Source organism: Bacillus sp. S4 (genome assembly GCF_040838205.1).
In the GTDB taxonomy this organism is placed as follows: Bacteria; Bacillota; Bacilli; order Bacillales; family Bacillaceae_G; genus Bacillus_A; species Bacillus_A cereus_U.
Genome location: NZ_JBFPJI010000002.1, coordinates 50,159 through 65,853 on the forward strand (window position 1 = coordinate 50,159; position 15,695 = coordinate 65,853).

Below are 15,695 nucleotides of genomic sequence, written 5' to 3' on the forward strand. Positions count from 1 at the left end.
CCATAAGTCGATATAGGAAAAAATCCCCATTGATTAAAGTTTCAATTTATAATGAAAAAAGGAGTGGTTTTAGAAAAATATTTTATGGGGAGAAAAGGAACATGTATAAAATATTAATTGTAGAAGATGATGAAAAAATTGCAGAGATATTAGAGGAGCATTTAGAAAGGTATGGATATCAATCTTTCAGAGTAAGCGATTTACGTCATATAAAAGATGAGTTTGTAAAAGTAAGTCCTCATCTTGTGTTACTTGATATTAATTTACCATACTTTGATGGCTTCTACTGGTGCCGCCAAATCCGCATTGTATCGAATGCGCCAATTATTTTCGTGTCTGCAAGGACAGGGGAAATGGATCAAGTGATGGCGATTGAGAATGGCGGGGATGATTATATTACAAAGCCGTTCCATTTAGATATCGTAATGGCAAAGGTGAAGAGTGCACTTCGCCGCGGGTATGGTGAATATGCTTTGGCCGCGGAAAGTGATTGTTTAGGTGTTAATGGATTGTTATTATTCCCATCACAGCACACAGTAGAGTGGAAAGGGCAACAAACTGAACTTACAAAAAATGAATTTTATTTATTAGAATGTTTAATGAAACAAGCGAATCAATACGTGACACGTGAAGAGCTGTTAGAGGCCTTATGGGATGAAGTAGCTTTTGTTGATGATAATACATTAACTGTGAATGTAAAGCGTGTAAGGAAGAAACTTGAGGAGTTAGGCATTAAAAATGCAATTGTCACAAAGCGTGGGTACGGTTATGCTCTTCTTACTGAGTGGGGCGAAGGGCATGAAGATTAAAAGCTACCTCATAGACCGTTTTTCCTTAATCCTTTCTTACATTATAAGCCTTTGTTTATTTGGGCTCGTATTGCAGTTGCAAAGCCTTTTAGAAAAGCGTTCGCTGGACTGGAGTACATGGCTATACGGACTGTTATTAGGGACAGTTGTGTTTAGTGTATACCTTATTTACGATTACCGAAAACGAAGTGTGTTTTTAAAGAGAATAGAACAGTATATTGCCGGTGGACATACATTACATGACTCTTTACTTATCGATACTTCTTATACGTCAGAGCAAGAACTGGTTGTTGAAGCGTTTACGCTATTAAGGCAGCAATATATGAATGAAGTTCATAAACAGCATGCAAAAGAGCAACAGCAAATGATTTTCATGAATCAATGGATCCATCAAATGAAAACACCAGTATCCGTTATTGAATTATTGTTACAGAAATATGGTAAGGAACACCGTGAAGCAAGGGGAACGATTGAAAGTATTCGTGAAGAAAATAACCGTATTTTAAATGGGTTAGATTTAGCGTTACATATGGCAAGGTTAGATCAGTTTTCGAAAGATTATAAAGTAGAAGTAGTAAATGTTATAGAGGTCATTCGAGATATTATTAATGAAAATCGAAAGTCATTCATTCAATCTTCTGTATTTCCGAAAATGATGTTTGAAGAAGAGACTTGTATGATTGCGTCTGATAGAAAGTGGCTTAGTATCGCCTTGGGCCAAATTGTTGTGAATGCAATTAAGTATACAAAAATTTCAGAAGCAGAGAAAAAAGAAATTCAATTTCAAATTGAAGAGAAGGATCAAAAGGTATTACTACATATTAGAGATAATGGAATTGGTATTCCAGAGCAAGATGTAAAGCGTATATTTGATCCGTTCTTTACGGGAATAAACGGCCGTAAAACAAGGGAAGCGACAGGGATGGGTTTATATATTACGAAGGAAATCTGCGGTAATTTACATCATGGAGTGTATGTACAATCAACTGAAGGGGAAGGAACAATAGTTACGTTCCAATTTGCAAAAGATGAAGAATATCATACATTAATGAGAAAAATGACAAAATTGTAAGATAACAAATGGTTTTGTAAGGGAAATCACTCGTTTCTTTTTCTTATTTTTCTTATAGTAAATGTAAGAAGAAAACACATAGGGGGATTAGAAATGAGTGTTCTTGAAGTAAAAGGGTTAACAAAGGTGTATCAATCAAAAGGTTCAGTAGCGACGACTGCTTTAAATGATATAAATTTTAAAATTGAAGAAGGCGAATTTGTAGGAATTATGGGGCCTTCAGGAAGCGGAAAAACAACGCTTTTAAATTTATTAGCGACAATTGATAAGCAAACTTCAGGTCATGTGCTTGTAAATGGTGAAGAAATTAATCAAATGCGTGCTGCAAAATTGGCGGAATTTCGCCGTACACATCTAGGATTCATTTTCCAAGATTTCAACTTACTTGATACGTTATCCATTAAAGAAAATATTATTTTGCCGCTTGTAATGGCGAAGAAATCTGTAAAAGAAATTGATGCGAAAGTACTTGAAATTGCGAGGTTTTTAAACATCGAAGAAATTTTAAATAAAAAAGTATACGAAGTATCAGGAGGACAGCAACAACGTGCAGCTGCTGCAAGGGCGATTATTCATGAACCAACATTAATTTTAGCGGATGAGCCAACGGGAAACTTAGATTCTAAGTCAGCGAAATCATTAATGGGAGCACTTCAAGATTTACATGAGCAAAAGAAAGTAACGATTGCAATGGTAACGCATGATCCGGTAGCGGCTAGTTATTGTGAACGTATCCTCTTCATACGTGATGGAGAGATCTTCTCAGAAATACATAAAGGAAGAACGAAACAAGCCTTTTTCCAAGAAATTTTGGACGTACTTGCGATGCTAGGGGGGGAATATCATGAACTTTCGCCAGCTCGCGCTTAACAATGTAAAAGGAAATTGGCGTAATTATAAAGCGTTCCTTATTAGTAGTTGTTTATCGATTGTCGTATTTTTCATGTATGCTTCCTTCATTTATCATCCAGATGTCGTAAGCGGTAATATTAGTATGAAGACGATGATTTCAAAAGGATTAGAATCGATGAATTATATTGTAGTCATCTTCTCAGCACTCTTTATTTTATATGCGAACTCAACGTTTTTACGAGCAAGAAAAAAAGAATTCGGTTTATTAACATTAATAGGTGGAACGAAGTCTCAGCTCGGCCGAATGATTATATTAGAGCAACTGATGTTAGGTAGTATTGCAATTGTAGTAGGTATTGGGATTGGAATGCTTTGTTCAAAACTTTTCTTCCAAGCATTAAGTGTATTGTTGAAAATAGATAAAACACTTCCGCTTGTATGGAATGGAAAAGCAGTTCTTATTACAGCTGGCATATATTTTATCCTCTTTTTAATCCTATCACTGTTTAGTGTTTGGACAGTAGGACGCTTGCAAATTATTGATTTATTAAGAGAGGCAAGAAAACAAAAAGTAGAGCCTTTTGCATTTACATGGTTAGGTGTAGCTGGTATAGGATGTATTATTGCCGCATATGTGCTTAGCTTCCAAGTGACATTTATGAATTTTATAATGCTGTTTTTACCGATTGTAGGGCTGACAATAGGCGGAACGTATTTACTGTTTACGCAAGGTAGTACAGTCGTATTAAAAGCATTGCAAAAAAGAAAACAATCTTTTTATACGTATCCAAATATGTTCGTACTTAGCAATCTTATTTATAAAATGAAAGATAATGCTCGTTTTCTATTTGTAATTTCTATCATTACGGCGGTTGTTTCTTCAGCAGTTGGTACACTGTACGTGTTCTTTGAGGATATGAGTTATAAAACAGTAGCTAGTGCTCCGCATGCTATTTCGTATGAAGAAAAGGGGGTAAATACGCATAACATCATCAGTGAAGGGAAAGCACAAGAACTAATAAAAAAACACGGATTTGAAGAAGCGCGAAAAGTAACGTATGTAAAACTTCCTGCAACTCAAAAGGTAACGATGTTTAACGGTGAACATGAGATGCCGTTAGGGATTATCTCTGAAAAGGAATATAATAAAGAAGCGCGTAAACAGAACGTGCCAGAAGTGCAAAATAAGCCGGGGAGTGCAACGATGGTTGTAGTTGATATGATGAATGATATTGTCAAGCCGGATCTTACGAAGCCATTTGAATTTAAATTGAACGGACAAAAACAGTCTATTAAGCTAAATGATCCAGTATCAAAGTCTGTTTTTAATGATGGTGGCTATTTGATTGTGAATGATGAGGATTTTGTGAAATATTCACAGCTCGTAGCAGATGAAGAAAAGACGAAATATTATGGATATTATATTGAAGATTGGAAAGGAACAGAAAATCTTGTACTAGACTTAAAGAAAGAAATTGCACAAGAACAACAACAGAATTTCCACAATTCTATCCTTACGTATAAAGCGATAAAGGAGCAAGGAGCAATTACAATGTTCATCGGCTTCTTCGTAGCAGTACTGTTCTTCTTCTTCGCTTGTAGCATGACATACTTTAAATGGTTTAATGATAAAGAACAAGATCGTATTCAATTTAAGTCATTAAAAAGAATTGGTATGACAGATAAAGAAATTCGTAAAATTGCAATTCGACAAATGGGTGTTATCTTCTTTATCCCAATTTTAATCGGTACAATTCATAGTGGATTTGCCCTTCATACGTTAGGGGAAATGCTTTATATCGATTTATGGAAATCAGGTGCGATTGTAATTGGAGCATATATTTTAGCTTCTGCCATTTACTTTATGATCGCGCAAAGAGGATATTTAAAACACGTAAAAAGCTAGGGAAACCTCTAGCTTTTTACGTGTGTAGTAAGTTACAGGAGGACGGTAGATGAACATTAGGCAACTAGCGCTGCAAAATATAAAGGGGAATTGGCGTAATTATAAAGTGTTTTTCTTAAGTAGTTGTTTTGCAATATTTGCTTCTTATGCATATATGTCTGTAATTGTACATCCGTATATGCAAGAGACAATGTGGTATCAAAATGTACGCTGGGGACTTATCGTATGTAATGTTATAATTATTTCTTTTTTCGTTATATTTATTTTGTATTCTACTTCTATTTTCATAGAGGCACGCAAGAAAGAATTAGGACTATATATGTTAATGGGGGCGACGAAGTCTAACGTAATAGGAGTGATTATGGCCGAGCAAATATTGATCGGGATTTTCGCTAATATTTTCGGTATCGGGCTTGGCATGATCTTTTTAAAACTCTTTTTTATGGTGTTTAGCATGTTACTTCGCCTTCCAAAAGAACTTCCTGTTATATTTGACATGAGAGCGATTGGTGTAACGTTTGTTACATATATGGTCGTATTTATTTTCTTATCTTTTATAAGTGCTTTACGTATATGGAATATAAAAATCATTCGGTTATTAAAAGAATTTCGAACAGATAAACGGGAGAGGAAAACATCAAAGTGGCTTTGTTTATTCGGTTTTGCTTGTTTAGTGGGCGGATATGCGTTAGCACTACAAGTGACGATGACAACGATAGCATTATACTTTTTTCCGGTTGTTATACTCATTTCTTTTGGGACGTATTTCTCATTTACACATGGCGCTACACAAATATTAGAAGTGATAAAAAGAAATAAAAGGATTATGTATACATATCCGTATTTATTTATAGTGAATCAATTGTCACATCGAATGAAGGAAAATAGTCGCTTTTTCTTTCTGTTGTCTATGGCAACAACGTTTGTCGTTACGGCGACAGGTACGGTGTTCTTATATTTTTCTAGCATGCAAGATATGTGGCGTGGCGGAGGAGTACACTCATTTTCATACATAGAAAAAGGCACTTCTGCTCATGAAGTTTTCGAGAAAGACAAGGTTGAAAACTTATTACATCAATATGGATATGATGATTTTCAATCTATGAGTTTTGTTGGAGTGTATGCATCCTTTCAGTCCAATAAGGGAGAAACAACAATAGCACCGCTTATAAGGGAAAGTGAATACAATCAAGAGGCAAGAAAACAAAAACAGAAAATGTATCATCCTAAAAAAGGAACAGTTACACTTGTTTATTATAATAAACGTAATTATCCAAATCTATATAATCAAAAAGAGATTCAATTGCAAGTTATGAATCAAACATATCAATTTGTATATAACGGTCAGAAAGAAGGGGTGGAATTTAATTATCACCCCGCGCACATTAATGGTCTGTTCTTCGTCATGAATGATGAAGATTTTGACAGTATAGCAAATACAATTCCGGATTCTGAAAAAATGATATATAGAGGCTACACATTACCAAATATTGAAAGTGCGAAGGGGTTAAATGAAGATTTACGGAAACATATGAAACATGATACAAATGATGCGTTTCGAAGTAATATGGAATTATATGTGAATATGAAAGAAGGTGGTGATATTACTCTATTTATAGGCTCATTCATTAGCATATTATTCTTCCTTACGTCATGTAGCATCGTATATTTTAAATGGTTTCATAATATTGCATCCGATCGAAAGCAGTACGGGGCGCTCTCTAAACTTGGAATGACGAAGGAAGAAGTGTGGAAGATTTCTCGTTGGCAATTGTGTATGCTATTTTTTGCGCCAATTATAGTAGGGAGTATGCATAGTGCAGTTGCGTTATATACGTTTCATAATACTCTTTTTATGGACGGATCATTAAGAAAAGTGGGCTTGTTTATTCTGTTTTACATTGCTGCATGTATCATCTATTTCTTCTTCGCTCAAAGAGAATACAAGAAACATTTAGACTAGCGAATGCTAGTCTTTTTTTAATATTCGAAATTCTCATAGAAGAATATAAAAAAGTATGGTATAACAGTAAGAAAACGAAAAAGAGGGAAAAGACGATGATTCGAGTAGGATATTTAGGACCAGAAGCGACATTTACAAATATGGCGGTGAGTCGTTTTTTTCCGGAAGCAGAGCATGTACCGTATCGAACGATTCCGGATTGTATTGATGCAGCTGCAAATGAAAATGTAGATTATGCGGTCGTACCGTTAGAGAACGCCATAGAAGGTTCAGTTAATATAACGGTTGATTATCTCGTACATGAGCAGCCACTTTCCATTGTAGGAGAAATTACAGTGCCAATTCAGCAACATTTACTCGTACACCCGCAGTACGAAGAAGTGTGGAAAGAAGTATACGCTGTACATTCTCATCCGCATGCCATTGCACAGTGCCATAAATTTTTAAATGAGGAATTAAAAGGCGTAACTGTTCGAGATATGACATCAACAAGCGCTGCTGCGCAATATGTGAAAGAACATTCTGAAGAAAAAGTTGCCGCCATTGCAAATGAAGCAGCGGCAGAAAAATACGGATTAACAATTGTAAGGCGTGACATTCATACGCATAAAAACAACCATACGCGTTTCCTTGTTCTGCATAAGAAAAAGAAAGCAGTACTCCCAAACAACGGAGAAAATCGCGGTGAGAAAACGACGCTTATGATAACGTTACCTGCGGATTATGCAGGAGCGCTGTATCAAGTGTTATCAGCTTTCGCATGGAGAAAATTAAACTTATCAAAAATCGAATCTCGCCCGATGAAAACAGGTCTTGGAAATTACTTTTTCTTAATCGACGTAGATAAAGCATATGATGACGTATTATTGCCAGGCGTAATGATGGAACTTGAAGCACTTGGCTTTTCTGTTACTGTTTTGGGGAGTTATTCTTCTTATTGGTTGTAAGAAGTGAGGGGGCTGTTAAACTTGCTTGAAACGAAACGTTGTTTATTAGACACAGTTCATAAATTAGATTACGAAAATATAAAAGAGCTATATTTAAATGAGGAAGTGAGAAAATATCTTGGTGGACCGCGTGAAGAAGAGTCGATTAGAGGTGTTTTGAATGATATGTTGCATCCTGAAGAAAACTGTTGGTATTGGATTGTTAAGGAGAAGAAAACAAAAGCGTTTTTGGGAGTAGTATCGATCGATCCAAATGATGTTAATCAGGATATTGAAGTATCCTATCAATTTTTGCCGATGTTTTGGGGAGCTGGCTATGCAACGGAAGTAGTTCAAGAAGTACTTCGTTATGCTTTTCGTGAATTACATTTATCAAAAGTAATTGCAGTAACACAAATGGCTAATACACCTTCACGTAAACTTTTAGAACGGTTACGTATGAAGTTAATTCAAACGTATTATCGGTTTGGGGCAGAGCAAGCTGTCTATTCTATTGAAGCAAGAGATGCAATATTGATAGATTAATAAAATCCCACCTGCAAAAGGTGGGATTTGTTATTTTAACTTCGAAAGACGATCTTCTAATTGACCACGCCAAACATCAGCTAGTTCTGGGATAGCAAGAATCTTCTCAATGCCATCTTTATCTTTTCTATTATGAAAATAAATTTCGTTAGAGAACAAAACAGATACATTGTTTGATGGACGCTCTAGTAATGTAATTTTAGAATCTTTACGTACAGTACCTTCTTGAAGAACGCGGCATAAATAACCAGTATATCCAGTTGCTACAATGCGTGGCAAAATGCCAGGAATGCCAAGACGTTTTGAAATTGTACTACAAGGTACGCGAGCTTGTGTTACTTGAATGATTGCTTCGCCTAGTTGATATGTATCTCCGATGCATACGTCACGCTCTAGCATATTTGTTACTGTAATGTTTTCACCAAATGTGGAAGCTGGAAGTGTTGTTTGAAATTCTTCTTCCCATAGTGCGTAATGTTCGTATGAATACACACAAACAGCGCGGTCAGGTCCACCGTGATGTTTTAAATCAGCTACATCATCACCAAGGAATCCATCTTTTGAGAGGAAAGCTTCTTCTGTAGGCTCTTTACATATACCAGTGATCATTTCTTTATCTTCGTTATATTTCATTTGTTTTGGTTTACCGGTGCTAAAGTGAACGAGTTCAATTCCCATATTTAATACTCCTTTACAATTGTTTACAATATTATATCATCTACAAAATAAAAGCACAGAGAATGATGAAAACCTCTGTGCTTTACATTAATAAACGAGAAATCCAGCTTTATCTAGTGCCTCACAAGCTGCATTTAATTTCTCCTTAGAATCTGCTTCAATTGTATGTAAGTGAATACCGTCTGTTAGTTGCGAAAGATAGGAAGCGTTTGTGTTTTCGATTTTTTGTAAATATTGCTCTACATCAAAGCGATTACTTACCATAATTGATGCTGTTAAGTCGCCGTATACAGGATGCTCAACTTTTACGTCTTTAATCGTAACGCCGTGGTCAACTAACATAGTAAGTTCTTGACGTACTTCTGCCGGTTTATGTTGGCATACGATTACGCGTTCAAAAGCTTGTTGTCTTGTTTGTGGTTTTAAATATAAATACCCTTGTGCAGTCGCAATAATTGGTTCATTTCGTGCTTTTAGTAAGGAAATGTCTTGCACGATAACCTGCCTACTTACGTTTGTCTTTTTAGATAGCTCATTCCCCGATAACGGTTCATTTGCAGCAAGAAGCCACTCGAGGATGAGTTGTCGTCTTTCTTCGCCTAAAATCTTTTTTTGATCATTTTGTTTCATAATGATTTAACACCTCTATAAAATTGATTTCCAATTGTGTGTAGTGCATGAATAGTTGTATCAATTTGTTCTTTCGTTGTGTGATGTCCGAAAGAAAAGCGGACATATTGTTTTGCCTCTTCATACGTTTTTCCAATTGCGAGCATTGTTTTTGAAGGTTCTTGTTTACCGACTTGGCAAGCACTTCCAGTTGAAATGGCAATACCATGCCGGTTACATTCTAACATTGTATACTGACCTTCTATTCCTTTTATTGTAACCCCAATAATATGTGGTAAACAAGCTGTAGAATGTCCTTTCACTTCAATTTCTAGAGGAAGTGTTTGCAATTGCTCTAAAAAATAAGATCGTAATTGTTTAAAACGAAAGCTCTCTTCCTTTTGATTCTTTAATATATGCTCTGCGGCTGTTAAAAAAGAAGCGACTCCAGGAACGTTCACTGTACCAGGGCGAAAGCCTTTTTCATGAGAAGTTCCAGGGAATATTTGTTCCCAGCGAACTTGCGGATTTATATAGCAAGCTCCAACTCCTTTTGGTCCGTATATTTTATGGGCTGAAACAGAGAGACTATCAATCTCCATCGCTGTAACGTCTATTGGAAGTTTACCAAACGTTTGAACACAATCCGAATGAAATAAAACATTAAATTTTTTTAAAAGTGCTCCGATCTCTGCAATGTTTTGAATGGTCCCGATTTCAGAGTTTCCGTGCTGTATACTTGCTAGAGCAGTATCTTCTGTAATAGCTGCTTCTAAATCTACTAAATGAATTATCCCACTTTTATCAACAGGAATCTCAGTAATAGTATAACCTTGCGATTGTAAGGATTGAAAATAACTTCGAATCGATGCGTGTTCCATAGGTGTCGTAATAATGTGCTTTCCATTTCTAGCATTTAGAAGGGATTGAATCGCAAGGTAGTTAGATTCTGAACCGCCGCTTGTAAAGAATACACCTTGTTCCTTACCCCCAATCATTTCTGCAAATGTTTCTCTACAAACTTGTAATAAAGATGATGCACTTCCGCCGATATCGTGTAAACTTTGTTCATTTCCGAAATATGTTTTTGCCGCTGCTATATATGTTTCTAAAGCTTCTTCGCTCATAGGTGTTGTCGCTGCATAATCTAGATATATCATCATGTAATTTCCTCTCTTCAGTAAGAGTGACATTTGTTTTCGTTTTTAGAATGGTAGTGAAAATAAGAATTGTAAAAAAACTCTTGTCATTATTTTAAAACTATGTAAATATAGGTGTCAAGACAGTTAAAAAGTGTAAAGTAGGAGGCAACAATTATGCCAAGTGCAGATGTCTTGATTATTGGAAGCGGCGTTGCAGCGCTTCGTGTTGCGAAAGAGCTTTGTCACGAAAAGAATGTGATAATTATCACAAAAAAAACAGGACGTAATAACAATACACATTTAGCTCAAGGAGGAATTGCAGCAGCTGTTGCTACATATGACGATCCGAGTGGGCATTTTGAAGATACATTAGTGGCAGGTTGCCATTATAACAACGAAGAAGCAGTTCGTTATTTAGTTGAAGAGGGGCCGAAAGAAATAAGTAAGCTTATTACAAATGGAATGAAATTTGATGGGGATGAAAAAGGGCTCCACCTTGGTAAAGAAGGAGCGCATCGAAAACGGCGTATTTTACATGCGGGAGGAGATGCAACTGGTAAAAATCTATTAGAGCATTTAATACAAGAAGTAGTTCCGAATGTTACTGTCGTTGAGCATGAAATGGTGCTCGATTTTATTATAGAAAATAATAAATGCATAGGAGCTTTAACGCGAAATAGTGAAGGGAAGCTGAAGCGTTATTATGCTGATAATACGGTGTTAGCATCAGGAGGAATTGGTGGCTTGTACGCCTTTACATCGAATGATGAGACAATTACAGGCGATGGACTTGCGATGATATATCGAGCTGGGGGAGAACTTGTTGATTTAGAATTTGTACAATTTCATCCGACGATGTTATACGTGGACGGGCGATGTTGTGGTCTCGTTTCTGAAGCAGTCCGTGGTGAAGGAGCTGTCCTTATAAATGGAAAAGGACAGCGTTTTATGATGGATATACATCCCGGGAAAGATCTCGCACCGCGTGATGTAGTGGCAAGGGCTATTCATGAACAACTCCTTGCGGGTGAAACAGTGTACTTAAACATCGAAGCCATTCAAAACTTTGAACAACGTTTTCCAACCGTCTCATCATTATGTAAAAAGAATGGCGTTGATTTAAAAGGGAACCTTATTCCGGTCGTACCGGGTGCTCATTTTCATATGGGCGGCGTGAAGACGAATTGTGACGGAGAGACGTCCATTTCAAACTTATATGCGGTCGGTGAAGTGGCTTGTAATGGAGTTCATGGTGCGAATAGATTGGCGAGTAATTCATTATTAGAAGGTCTTGTGTTTGGAAGACGAATAGGAAAACACATTTTAGCTAAACCAGCAGAGGAAAGAAAAAATGTGCCGGAAGAGAGAGGGAAAAGTTTTATAGCTCTTAATGATTTACCGCTGAAAGAAGAAATACAAGAATACATGATGAAGCATGTTGGGATTGTGCGAACTGAGAAAAATTTATCATATGTTAAGAGATGGTTTAGTAGGTACGGTGTGCTAAATATGATCTTACAATATGATGCACTTACAAATGAAGAGATAACGCTTATTAATATGTTAACAGTTTGTGAGCTTATAACAGTATCAGCTTTGCAAAGAGAAGACAGTATTGGTGGTCATTATCGCATTGATTATCCAGAAAGAAATAGCGTAAAAAAAGAGATTATCCGAGTGAGAAGAAAACTACAACTTGTTTAATAAGGGGAAGAGGGGTTTTATGAATACGTTAAAAGTTAAGGAAGCATTAAATCGATTTTTTCTAGAAGATATAGGAGAAAGAGATGTAACATCTCAGCTTATCTTTCCCGATAATGCACTTGCGAAAGGAACGTTTCTTGTAAAGGATACAGGGGTATTTGCAGGGCGCTTAGTAATTGAAGAAGGATTTAAATTAATTGATCAGAGAATTGAAGTTGAACTTCATAAAAAAGATGGGGATCTTGTAGAAAAAGGCGAAATAATTGCAACCGTGCAAGGCCCAATCGCATCATTATTAACGGCAGAGCGCGTTATATTAAACGTTATTCAGCGTATGAGCGGGATAGCGACGATGACACGTAAGGCGGTTTTTGCTTTAGATAGCAGTCATACACGCATTTGTGATACGAGAAAAACGATGCCAGGACTACGTATGTTTGATAAATATGCGGTAGTATGCGGGGGCGGATTTAACCACAGATTCGGTTTATATGATGGTGTCATGATTAAAGATAATCATATCGCTTTTGCTGGCTCGATTACAAAAGCTGTTACATCGGTGAAAGAAAGATTGGGACATATGGTGAAAGTAGAAGTCGAAACAGAGACAGAGGCGCAAGTAAGAGAAGCGGTAGAGGCCGGCGCAGATGTTATTATGTTCGATAATCGTACGCCAGAAGAGATTCGTGAGTTTTCAAAAATTGTACCAAGTGCCATCGTTACGGAGGCTTCAGGTGGTATTACAATTGAAGATTTATCAAAATACGGAAAAACAGGGGTAGATTATATTTCACTTGGAGCGTTAACACATTCAGTGAAAGCACTTGATATTAGTTTTAATATTGAGGCCTAGTGAGAGTGGTTTAGAGGGGGAGAATCATAAATGGGTATTTTAGAGAAAGTTCAGCCAATCGAAGTCATGTTACCAGAGCGTTATCAAACGATGTCTACATTAGAGATGGAAGAGCGTGTCCGTGAAATTAAAGGAAAAATGGGGGCATTACTATTTATTCCAGGACATCATTATCAAAAAGATGAAGTGGTGCAATTTTCAGATGCAGCAGGGGACTCACTTCAACTCGCGCAAGTTGCAGCGAATAATAAAGAGGCAAAATATATTGTGTTTTGTGGTGTGCACTTTATGGCAGAAACGGCAGATATGTTAACGACAGATGATCAAATTGTCATCTTACCAGATATGCGTGCCGGCTGTTCTATGGCAGATATGGCAGATATTGAACAAACAGAAAGAGCGTGGAAAGAGCTCACGAAATTATTTGGGGATACGATGATTCCATTAACGTATGTAAATTCAACAGCTGCGATCAAAGCGTTTTGCGGTCGTAATGGAGGGGCAACAGTAACCTCTTCTAATGCAAAACAAATGGTGTCTTGGGCGTTTACACAAAAAGAGCGTCTCGTCTTTTTACCAGACCAACATTTAGGAAGAAATACAGCGTATGATTTAGGTATTCCGTTAGAAAAAATGGCAGTGTGGAACCCGCATACAGATTCATTAGAGTATGATGGAGATATAGAAGAAATTCAAGTGATTTTATGGAAAGGTCATTGTTCTGTTCATCAAAATTTCACTGTGAAAAATATTGAAAATGTGCGAAAAAATCATCCGGATATGAATATTATTGTTCACCCTGAATGTTGTTATGAAGTTGTTGCCGCTTCTGATTATGCAGGATCAACGAAATATATCATTGATATGATAGAGGCTGCTCCAGCGGGAAGTAAGTGGGCGATTGGTACAGAGATGAATTTAGTGAACCGAATTATTCAGCAACACCCTGATAAAGAAATTATTTCGCTAAATCCGTTTATGTGTCCTTGTTTAACAATGAACCGAATTGACTTACCTCACCTATTATGGGCACTTGAGAACATAGAAAGAGGAGAACAGATTAACGTTATTCGTGTGGAGAAACAAGTAACAGAAGAGGCAGTTCTTGCATTAAATCGTATGTTAGAGCGTGTTTAAAGCAGCGGAATTTTCGTTGCTTTTTTTCGTACATATAATCATAACAAGAACGAAAGAGGCATACATTGTGTTGAGGAAATCATTGCGATTTTTCTATGCTTATTCCACTTCGAATCATATTGAAAATAGAAGAAGTGATAAAAGTAAAAGAAGTTAATGTTGTTTAGAAAGTGTTACTTCAAAGTGTTTTTTACTTATAGATAAGTTATACAGGAGGGGGAAAATTTGAAAATTCATATCGTGCAAAAAGGGGAGACCCTTTGGAAAATTGCAAAAAAGTACGGAGTGGATTTTGAGACGCTAAAAAAAACAAATACACAGCTTAGCAATCCAGACCTAATTATGCCAGGGATGAAAATTAAAGTGCCATCGAATAGCGTTCATGTGAAGCAACAGACTGGATCGGGTTCAGCGCCCCCGAAACAATATGTAAAAGAGGTACAGCAAAAAGAGTTTGCATCAACACCAACCCCGCTCGGAATAGAAGATGAAGATGAAATTATGTATCAATCAGCACCTATTACACAGCAGCCAGCTATGCAACAAACGCAAAAAGAAATGCAGGTAAAACCGCAAAAAGAAATACAGGTGAAGCCGCAAAAAGAAATGCAAGTGAAACCACAAAAAGAAGTACAGGTGCAGCCACAAAAAGAAGTGCAAAAAGAAAAACCAATTCAAAAAGAAAAGCCAGTTGAAAAGCCACCTGTCATTCAAAAACCACCTGTTGTAGAGAAAGTAGAAAAACCAAAACCGACTACGAAAGAAAATACTAAGTTTTCCATTAATGTATTACCACAGCCGCCACAACCGCCGATTAAAGCGAAAAAAGAATATAAAATTTCGGATGTAATAAAAAAAGGAAGCGAGTTAATTGCTCCTCAAATTAATAAAATGAAACCTAACAACGTCATTTCTCCGCAAACGAAAAAAGAAAATATAGGAAATGTCTCACCGCAAGTGAAAAAAGAAAATATAGGAAACATAGTGTCACCGCAAGTGAAGAAAGAAAATGTAGGGAATATAGTCTCACCGCAAGTGAAGAAAGAAAATGTAGGAAGCATAGTCTCACCGCAAGTGAAAAAAGAAAATGTAGGAAGTATAGTGTCGCCGCAAGTGAAGAAAGAGAATGTAGGGAATATAGTGTCGCCGCAAGTGAAAAAAGAAAATGTAGGAAGCATAGTGTCGCCGCAAGTGAAGAAAGAGAATGTAGGGAACATAGTCTCACCAAACGTATCAAAAGAAAGTGTTATTATCCCGCAAGTAATACCGCCTAATATTCAAGTGCCGAACATAATGCCAATAATGGATAACAATCAACCACCAAATATAATGCCGATAATGGATAATAACCAAATGCCAAACATGATGCCGATAATGGATAACAATCAAATGCCAAACATGATGCCGATAATGGATAACAATCAAATGCCGAACATGATGCCAATAATGGATAACAACCAAATGCCGAACATGATGCCGATAATGGATAACAACCAAA

General features: G+C 36.7%; 14 protein-coding genes. 11 read left to right on the forward strand and 3 right to left on the reverse strand.

Annotated elements, in window-relative coordinates; all coding sequences use genetic code 11:
- Positions 1-101 precede the first annotated feature (101 nt).
- The 7 genes from AB3X48_RS00585 (at position 102) to AB3X48_RS00615 (ending at position 8,074) form a co-directional block, all read left to right on the forward strand.
- Positions 102-809, forward strand: a complete 708-nt coding sequence (locus AB3X48_RS00585) for a response regulator transcription factor (RefSeq protein WP_016106234.1) — start codon at positions 102-104, stop codon at positions 807-809.
- Complete coding sequence (locus AB3X48_RS00590; protein ID WP_033714877.1) at positions 799-1,881, forward strand: HAMP domain-containing histidine kinase; 1,083 nt, start codon at positions 799-801, stop codon at positions 1,879-1,881. Before AB3X48_RS00585 ends, AB3X48_RS00590 begins: the two co-directional genes overlap by 11 nt.
- 93 nt (positions 1,882-1,974) lie before the next feature.
- The gene (locus AB3X48_RS00595; RefSeq protein WP_002015381.1) at positions 1,975-2,751 is read left to right on the forward strand and encodes an ABC transporter ATP-binding protein; all 777 of its coding nucleotides are present in this window, start codon (positions 1,975-1,977) and stop codon (positions 2,749-2,751) included.
- Positions 2,726-4,639, forward strand: a complete 1,914-nt coding sequence (locus AB3X48_RS00600; protein WP_016106232.1) for an ABC transporter permease — start codon at positions 2,726-2,728, stop codon at positions 4,637-4,639. The genes AB3X48_RS00595 and AB3X48_RS00600 overlap by 26 nt, the downstream gene beginning before the upstream one ends.
- Positions 4,640-4,688: 49 nt before the next feature.
- A complete protein-coding gene (locus AB3X48_RS00605) occupies positions 4,689-6,602 on the forward strand; it encodes an ABC transporter permease (protein WP_016106231.1) in 1,914 nt (637 codons plus the stop codon).
- 95 nt (positions 6,603-6,697) lie between these two features.
- Positions 6,698-7,549, forward strand: a complete 852-nt coding sequence (gene pheA, locus AB3X48_RS00610; protein WP_002160369.1) for a prephenate dehydratase — start codon at positions 6,698-6,700, stop codon at positions 7,547-7,549.
- A gap of 21 nt (positions 7,550-7,570) precedes the next feature.
- Positions 7,571-8,074, forward strand: a complete 504-nt coding sequence (locus AB3X48_RS00615) for a GNAT family N-acetyltransferase (RefSeq protein ID WP_016106230.1) — start codon at positions 7,571-7,573, stop codon at positions 8,072-8,074.
- Between the two features lie 30 nt (positions 8,075-8,104).
- On the opposite strand, the gene AB3X48_RS00620 is transcribed toward AB3X48_RS00615, so the two are convergent.
- The 3 genes from AB3X48_RS00620 to AB3X48_RS00630 form a co-directional block, all read right to left on the reverse strand.
- Positions 8,105-8,752 carry an MOSC domain-containing protein gene (locus AB3X48_RS00620; RefSeq protein ID WP_016106229.1) on the reverse strand — a complete coding sequence of 216 codons (648 nt, stop codon included), beginning with the start codon at positions 8,750-8,752 and terminating at the stop codon, positions 8,105-8,107.
- Between the two features lie 87 nt (positions 8,753-8,839).
- On the reverse strand, positions 8,840-9,382 hold the full coding sequence (locus AB3X48_RS00625) for a transcription repressor NadR (RefSeq protein WP_016106228.1): 543 nt from the start codon (positions 9,380-9,382) through the stop codon (positions 8,840-8,842).
- Entirely contained in the window at positions 9,379-10,524 is a 1,146-nt protein-coding gene (locus tag AB3X48_RS00630) for an IscS subfamily cysteine desulfurase (protein WP_002160372.1), read from the reverse strand. The genes AB3X48_RS00625 and AB3X48_RS00630 overlap by 4 nt, the downstream gene beginning before the upstream one ends.
- A 153-nt stretch (positions 10,525-10,677) precedes the next feature.
- Here AB3X48_RS00630 and nadB point away from each other — a divergent pair, with 153 nt between their 5' ends.
- The 4 genes from nadB to exsA form a co-directional block, all read left to right on the forward strand.
- Positions 10,678-12,207, forward strand: a complete 1,530-nt coding sequence (gene nadB, locus AB3X48_RS00635) for an L-aspartate oxidase (protein WP_002112025.1) — start codon at positions 10,678-10,680, stop codon at positions 12,205-12,207.
- Positions 12,208-12,226: 19 nt separating this feature from the next.
- Positions 12,227-13,060, forward strand: a complete 834-nt coding sequence (nadC, locus tag AB3X48_RS00640; protein WP_002112024.1) for a carboxylating nicotinate-nucleotide diphosphorylase — start codon at positions 12,227-12,229, stop codon at positions 13,058-13,060.
- Positions 13,061-13,090: 30 nt separating this feature from the next.
- Positions 13,091-14,197 carry a quinolinate synthase NadA gene (gene nadA / locus AB3X48_RS00645; RefSeq protein WP_016106227.1) on the forward strand — a complete coding sequence of 369 codons (1,107 nt, stop codon included), beginning with the start codon at positions 13,091-13,093 and terminating at the stop codon, positions 14,195-14,197.
- Between the two features lie 225 nt (positions 14,198-14,422).
- The coding region (gene exsA, locus AB3X48_RS00650; RefSeq protein ID WP_367958540.1) for a spore coat assembly protein ExsA at positions 14,423-15,695 on the forward strand (1,273 nt) is incomplete at its 3' end.

Coding starts and splice junctions, on each gene's coding strand:
- AB3X48_RS00625 (WP_016106228.1), bottom strand. CDS start 9,382: ATGAAACAAAATGATCAAAAAAAGATTTTAGGCGAAGAAAGACGACAA.
- nadC (WP_002112024.1), top strand. CDS start 12,227: ATGAATACGTTAAAAGTTAAGGAAGCATTAAATCGATTTTTTCTAGAA.
- AB3X48_RS00630 (WP_002160372.1), bottom strand. CDS start 10,524: ATGATGATATATCTAGATTATGCAGCGACAACACCTATGAGCGAAGAA.
- nadA (WP_016106227.1), top strand. CDS start 13,091: ATGGGTATTTTAGAGAAAGTTCAGCCAATCGAAGTCATGTTACCAGAG.
- AB3X48_RS00590 (WP_033714877.1), top strand. CDS start 799: ATGAAGATTAAAAGCTACCTCATAGACCGTTTTTCCTTAATCCTTTCT.
- AB3X48_RS00620 (WP_016106229.1), bottom strand. CDS start 8,752: ATGGGAATTGAACTCGTTCACTTTAGCACCGGTAAACCAAAACAAATG.
- AB3X48_RS00605 (WP_016106231.1), top strand. CDS start 4,689: ATGAACATTAGGCAACTAGCGCTGCAAAATATAAAGGGGAATTGGCGT.
- pheA (WP_002160369.1), top strand. CDS start 6,698: ATGATTCGAGTAGGATATTTAGGACCAGAAGCGACATTTACAAATATG.
- AB3X48_RS00585 (WP_016106234.1), top strand. CDS start 102: ATGTATAAAATATTAATTGTAGAAGATGATGAAAAAATTGCAGAGATA.
- AB3X48_RS00595 (WP_002015381.1), top strand. CDS start 1,975: ATGAGTGTTCTTGAAGTAAAAGGGTTAACAAAGGTGTATCAATCAAAA.
- nadB (WP_002112025.1), top strand. CDS start 10,678: ATGCCAAGTGCAGATGTCTTGATTATTGGAAGCGGCGTTGCAGCGCTT.
- AB3X48_RS00600 (WP_016106232.1), top strand. CDS start 2,726: ATGAACTTTCGCCAGCTCGCGCTTAACAATGTAAAAGGAAATTGGCGT.